The sequence below is a fragment of the Nonomuraea mesophila genome, from assembly GCF_004352805.1.
GTDB lineage: Bacteria > Actinomycetota > Actinomycetes > Streptosporangiales > Streptosporangiaceae > Nonomuraea > Nonomuraea longispora.
Map to the genome: position 1 here is coordinate 1 of NZ_SMLD01000282.1, position 6,800 is coordinate 6,800.

Here is a 6,800-nt window from a genome sequence, read left to right on the forward strand (position 1 = left end):
CCACCCCGAGCGAACGCCACACCTCCGCCAAAGAGACCATCACAGCCCACAACACCGGCTGCACCACATCCACCCGGTCATAACCCGGCTGGCCATCCTCACCACGCAACACACCCGTCAACGACCAGTCCACGAACGGAGCCAGCGCCGCCTCACACTCCGCCATCCGCGCCGCGAACACCGGCGACCCGTCTAGCAGCTCCACCCCCATACCAAGCCACTGCGACCCCTGACCGGGGAACACGAACACCGTCTTACCACCGCCGCCGGCGACCCCCTGGACCACGTCGGGCACCGGTACGCCGTCCGCCAGGCCGTCCAGACCGGCCAGCAGCTCGTCGCGGTCGGAGCCCACCACAACAGCGCGGTGGTCGAAGGCCGTGCGGCCCGTCAGCAGCGACCAGCCGACGTCGGCCGGGCTGTCGCCGGGACGGGTGCGCGTCCACGAGGCGAGCCGCCCGGCCTGCCGCCGCAGGCTGTCCGCGCCGCGCCCCGACAGCAGCCAGGGCAGCGCGGAAGGCTCCTCGCGTGGCCCGTCCTCGGCCGGCGGCGCGGCCGGCAGGGCCGGCGCCTCCTCGATGATCACGTGCGCGTTGGTGCCGCTCATGCCGAACGACGACACGCCGGCCCTGCGCGGCTCCGCGCCGGCCGGCCACGGGCGGGCGTCCGTCAGGAGCTCCACCGCCCCCTTCGACCAGTCGATGTGCTCCGAGCGTTCCTCCGCGTGCAGGGTCGCGGGCAGCTCGCCGTTGCGCAGCGCCATCACCATCTTGATGACGCCCGCCGCGCCGGCGGCGGCCTGCGCGTGACCGATGTTGGTCTTCACCGACCCGAGCCAGAGCGGGCGCTCGTCCGGCCGGTCCTGGCCGTAGGTGGCGATGAGCGCCTGCGCCTCGATCGGGTCGCCCAGCTCGGTGCCCGTGCCGTGCGCCTCCACGGCGTCCACCTGGACGGGCGCGAGCCTGGCGTCGGCGAGGGCCGCGCGGATGACACGCTGCTGGGACGGGCCGTTCGGCGCGGTGAGCCCGTTGCTGGCGCCGTCCTGGTTGATCGCCGACCCGCGGACGACGGCCAGCACGGGGTGGCCGTTGCGTCGGGCGTCCGACAGGCGCTCGACCAGGAGGACGCCCGCGCCCTCGGCGAGCGCCATGCCGTCGGCGGCGGCCGAGAACGCCTTCGAGCGGCCGTCCTTGGCCAGCGCGCGCACCCGGCTGAAGCCGATGAACGTGCCGGGCGACGACAGCACGGTGACCGCTCCGGCCAGCGCCAGCGAGCAGTCGCCGTTGCGCAGCGCCCGTACCGCCAGGTGCAGCGCCACCAGCGACGACGAGCAGGCCGTGTCGATCGTGACGGCCGGCCCCTCCAGGCCCAGCCTGTACGAGATGCGCCCGGACACCACGCTCGTGGCGACGCCGGTCATCAGGTAACCCTGCAGCTCGGGCGGCGCCTGCGTCATCAGCGTGAGGAACTCGGAGCTGTTGGCCCCCACGAACACGCCGGTCCTGCTGCCGTGCAGGGCGGCCGGGTCGATGCCGGCCCGCTCGATCGCCTCCCACGACGTCTCCAGCAGCAGCCGCTGCTGCGGGTCCATCGCCTGCGCCTCACGCGGCGAGATGCCGAAGAACGCCGGGTCGAACGTCGTGACGTCCTTCACGAAGCCGCCCTCGCGGACGTACGAGGTGCCGAACGCGTCCGGGTCGGGGTTGTACATCGACTCCAGGTCCCAGCCGCGGTCGTCGGGCAGGCCCGAGATGGCGTCGGTCCTGCCGGACACGATCCGCCACAGGTCCTCGGGGCTCTCGATCTCCCCGGGGTAGCGGCAGCCGATGCCGACAATGGCGATCGGCTCGTGGTCCTTGTCCTCCGCCGCCTGCAGCCGCTTCTTGCTGTCGTGGAGCTCGGTCGTCACCCGCTTGAGATATTCGACGAGCTGTTCCTCTGTCGCCATGGTGTGCCTTCCTAGCCGTCGGTGACGCCTGCTCAGGAGAGTCCGAGTTCGCTGTCGATGAAGTTGATGATCTCGTCGGCGCTCGCCGCGCTGAGCTGGCCCGCCACGTCCTCGGCGGCGGTGTCGTCCTCGTGGTGCCGTTCCTTCCACGAGAAGGCCAGCTGTTCGAGCCGGGAGGTGATCTCCCCGGCGGTGTCGCATCCGGCCGCCATGACGGCCAGCCGGGCCTCGATCCGGTCGAGTTCCGCCAGGAGCTGCTGCTCGGCGCTGTGGGCCGGCGGCGCCAGCTCCTCCAGCAGGTGCCCGGCGAGCGCGGCGGAGTTCGGGTAGTCGAAGACCAGCGAGGCCGGCAGCCGCAGCCCGGTGACCGTCTTCAGGCGGTTGCGCAGTTCCACGGCCGTCAGCGAGTCGAACCCGATCTCCTTGAACGCCCGCGCCGGTTCGACCGCCTCGGGCCCGGGGAAGCCGAGCACCGCGGCGACGTGGCCGCGTACGAGGTCGAGCAGCATCGGCAGCCGGTCGTCGTCCGGCAGGGCGGCGAGCCGGTCGGTGAGCGAGTCGGCCTGCGGCGTCTCGGCCGCCACCACCACCCGGCGGGTGGCGATGCGCACCAGGCCGCGGAACATCGGGTGCCCGAAGCCCTTGGCGGCCCCCGCGCGCAGCGTCGCGAGGTCGAGGTTGATCGGTACGAGCGCCGCCTCGTCCACGCCGAGTGCCCGGTCGAACAGGTCGAGGCCCTGGTCGATGCCGAGCGCGCCCATGCCGGACCGGCTGAGCCTGCCCAGGTCGGCCTCGTCGAGGTGCCCGGTCATGCCGCTGCCGCTCTGCGGCGTCCACAGACCCCAGGCCAGCGACGTCCCGGCCAGGCCGCGGGAGCGGCGGTGCTGGGCCAGCGCGTCCAGGAACGTGTTCGCCGCCGCGTAGTTGCCCTGCCCGGGGCTGCCGAGCACGCCGGCCGCGCCCGAGTACAGGACGAACTGGGCCAGGTCGAGGTGCGCGGTCAGCTCGTGCAGGTTGACGGCCGCGTCCACCTTCGGGCGCAGCACGGCCGCGACCCGTTCCGGCGTGAGCGACGAGATCATGCCGTCGTCGAGCACGCCCGCCGTGCTGACGACCCCGGTGAGCGGGTGCTCGGCGGGGATCGTCGCGAGCAGCCCGGCCAGGGCGTCGCGGTCGGCGGCGTCGCAGGCGGCGATCCGTACGGTGGCGCCCAGCCCGGTCAGTTCCTCCTCCAGCGCCGCCGCGCCGTCGGCGGCGGGGCCGCGCCGGCCGGCCAGCACCAGGTGCCGTACGCCGTGCTCGGTGACCAGGCGGCGGGCGGCCATGGCGCCGAGCGCGCCGGTGCCGCCGGTGACGAGCACCGTGCCGTCGGGGTCGAACGCGGGCGGCGCGGTCAGCACGACCTTGCCGATGTGGCGGGCCTGGGCGACGTGCCGGAACGCCTCGGGGGCGCGGCGCACGTCCCAGGTCCGCAGCGGCGGAAGGCGCAGCGCGCCGCGCGCGAACAGCTCGGCGATCTCCGCCAGGATCTCGCCGGTCCGCTCCGGGTCGAGCAGGGTGAGGTCGAAGTTCTGGTAGCGAACCTCGGGCAGGCCCTCGGGGTCGCGTACGTCCGTCTTGCCCATCTCGATGAAGCGTCCGCCGGGCCGCAGCAGGCCGAGCGAGGCGTCCACGAACTCTCCCGCGAGGGAGTTGAGCACGACGTCCACGCCCGCGTCGAAGGTCTGGGCGAACTCCAGCGTCCGGGAGGAGGCGATGCGCTCCTCCGGAACTCCGAGCTCGCGTACCGCGGGCCACTTGGGCTCGCTCGCCGTGCCGTACACCTCGGCGCCCAGGTGGTGGGCGAGCTGCACGGCGGCCATGCCGACGCCGCCGGCGGCGGCGTGCACGAGCAGCGACTCGCCGGCCCGGAGGCCGGCCAGGTCCACCAGGGCGTGGTAGGCGGTGACGAAGGCGATCGGCACGGACGCGGCCTGCGCGTACGACCAGCCGTCGGGGATGCGGGCGACCATGCGGTGGTCGGCGACCGCCTGCTGGGCGAAACCGTCGATGATGCCCATCACCCGGTCGCCCGGCGCGAACGTGGTGACGTCGTCCGCCACCTCGATGACGACGCCGGCACCCTCGCCGCCCATGGGCGCGTCGCCCGGGTACATGTCCAGGGCGATCAGCACGTCGCGGAAGTTCAGCCCCATGGCCCGGGTGCTGATGCGCACCTGGCCGGGGGCGAGCGGCGCGGCGGGCGCGGGGATCAGGGCGAGGTCGTCGACCGTGCCGCGGCTGGTCACGTCCAGCCGCCAGTTCGCCGCCTCGGCGGGCGGGACGAGCGCTCCGCCGCTGCCCGGACGGCCCAGGCGGGGCGCATACGCGGTGCCCTTCCTGATCGCGAGCTGGGTCTCCCCCGTCGCGAGCGCGGCGGGCAGCGCACTGTACGACTCGGGGTCGTGGTCGAGGTCTGCGATGACGACCCGTTCCGGGGTCTCCGACTGCGCGGACCTGACCAGGCCCCAGACCGCTGCGTTGACCAGGTCCGCCACCTCGTCGTCCGCGGTGGCGCCGACCGCGCCGTGAGTGATGAGGACGAGCCTGCACGCCGGGTGGTCCTCGTCGGCCAGCCACGTCCGCAGCAGGTCGAGCACGTGGCAGGTCCGTTCGTGCACCGCCGCCGCCAGGTCGCCGCCGTCCCCGCCTTCCAGCGGTACGGCCACCCAGTCGGGCACCTGCCCACCGGCGAGCAGACCTGCCACGGACTCGGTGGCTATCAGACTCGCCACGGTGTCGTACCTTTCCGCGGTGGGAAGGGCCGACGGGTCGCCGACGACCGCCCACCGCTGCTCTCCCGCGGGTTCGCCGGTGGGGACGGGCGCCCATTCGAGTGTGTAGAGCGCGTCGTCGTCGGCGTTCCGTGCCGGCGTGCCGAGGTCGGCGGGCAGGGGGCGCAGGATCAGCGAGTCCACGTCGGCGACGGGAACGCCGGTGCCGTCGGTGACGGCCAGCGTCACGCGGTCGGCGTCGCGGGGCGTGAGCCGGACGCGGATCGACGCGGCCCCGGTCGCGTGCAGCCGTACGCCGGTCCAGGCGAACGGCATGCGCGGCCCGTCCTCGGCGGTGGCCGCGTTGAGCGCGACGGTGTGCAGCGCCGCGTCGAGCAGCGCGGGGTGCAGCCCGAAGCCGCCGGTGTCGGTGTCGTCCGGCAGCGCGACCTCGGCGAACAGTTCGTCGTCGCGCCGCCAGGCGGCCTTCAGTCCCTGGAAGATCGGTCCGTAGCCGAGGCCGACCTCGCCGAGCCAGCCGTACAGGCCGTCCAGCGCGAGCGGCTGGGCGCCCTCGGGCGGCCAGGCGGCCGGCTGCTGTGCGGGAGGCGGCGTGGTCCCGGGGGCGAGCACGCCGGTGGCGTGGCAGGTCCACGGGTCGTCGGCAGCCCCGCCGTCGGGCCGGCTGTGCACGGTGAGCTGCCGGCGCCCGTCCTCGCCGGCGGCGCCGGCCGACAGCTGGAGCTGGACGGCGCCGCGCTCGGGCACGATGAGCGGCGCCTGGATGGTCAGCTCCTCGAGGACACCGCAGCCGGCCTCGTCGCCCGCCTTGATGGCGAGGTCGACGAACGCCGTGCCGGGCAGCAGCACCTGGCCGTTGACCGCGTGGTCGGCCAGCCACGGGTGGGTTCTGAGCGACAACCTCCCGGTGAGCAGCACCGTGTCGGCGTCGGCCAGCGAGAGCGCGGCGCCGAGAAGGGGGTGTCCCGCCGCGCCGAGCCCGGCGGCGCCGACGTCGCCCGCGACCACGGTGCGCTCCTCCAGCCAGAAGTGCTGGTGCTGGAAGGCGTAGGTGGGCAGGTCGATGATCTGCGGGCGGGAGCCGGTGCAGGTCTGCGGCCAGTCGATCTCAACCCCGCGTACCCACAGCTCGGCGGCGCTCGCCCACAACCGGCGCAGACCGCCGTCGTCGCGGCGCAGCGTGCCGCACGCCGTCACCTCATGACCCGCACGCTCGGCGCTCTCCTGCACCGCCATCGTCAGCACCGGGTGCGCGCTGACCTCGACGAACGCGCCGAAGCCCTGCCCGGCCAGCGCACCCACCGACGGCTCCAGCCACACGGTCCGCCGCAGGTTCTCGTACCAGTACGCGCCGTCCACCTCAGAACCGGACAACCACTCCCGCCGCACCGTCGAATACCAGGCCACCTCCGCCTCGCGCGGGGTCACCGGAGCCAGCAACCTCGCGAGCTCGTCCTGAATGGACTCCACATGCGCCGAGTGCGAGGCGTAATCCACCTCGATCCGCCTGGCCCGCACCCCCACGCCCTCGCAATGCGCCAACAACTCATCGACAGCGTCCACATCGCCCGACACCACCGTCGATGCGGGACCGTTCACCGCCGCCACCGACAGCCGCCCCTCCCAGCGGGCCAGCAGCTCCCCCACCCCGGACGAACCCAACGGCACCGACGCCATCCCGCCACGCCCGGCCAGAGCGACGATCGCCTGACTACGCAACGCCACCACCCGAGCGCCGTCCTCCAACGACAACGCACCCGCCACCACCGCAGCCGCGATCTCACCCTGCGAATGCCCGACCACCGCAGCAGGGGCCACCCCGAGCGAACGCCACACCTCCGCCAAAGAGACCATCACAGCCCACAACACCGGCTGCACCACATCCACCCGGTCATAACCCGGCTGGCCATCCTCACCACGCAACACACCCGTCAACGACCAGTCCACGAACGGAGCCAGCGCCGCCTCACACTCCGCCATCCGCGCCGCGAACACCGGCGACCCGTCCAGCAGCTCCACCCCCATACCAAGCCACTGCGACCCCTGACCGGGGAACACGAACACCGTCTTACCGGCCG

At 73.6% G+C, this 6,800-nt stretch carries 2 protein-coding genes; both read right to left on the reverse strand.

The features are described from left to right. Window positions 1-1,948: type I polyketide synthase (locus E1295_RS46270; RefSeq protein WP_132641491.1), on the reverse strand; the 1,948-nt coding region annotated here is incomplete at its 3' end. Between the two features lie 32 nt (window positions 1,949-1,980). Continuing rightward, window positions 1,981-6,786, reverse strand: coding sequence for an SDR family NAD(P)-dependent oxidoreductase (locus E1295_RS50535; RefSeq protein ID WP_342775977.1), 4,806 nt, complete (start codon window positions 6,784-6,786; stop codon window positions 1,981-1,983). Window positions 6,787-6,800: the final 14 nt, after the last annotated feature.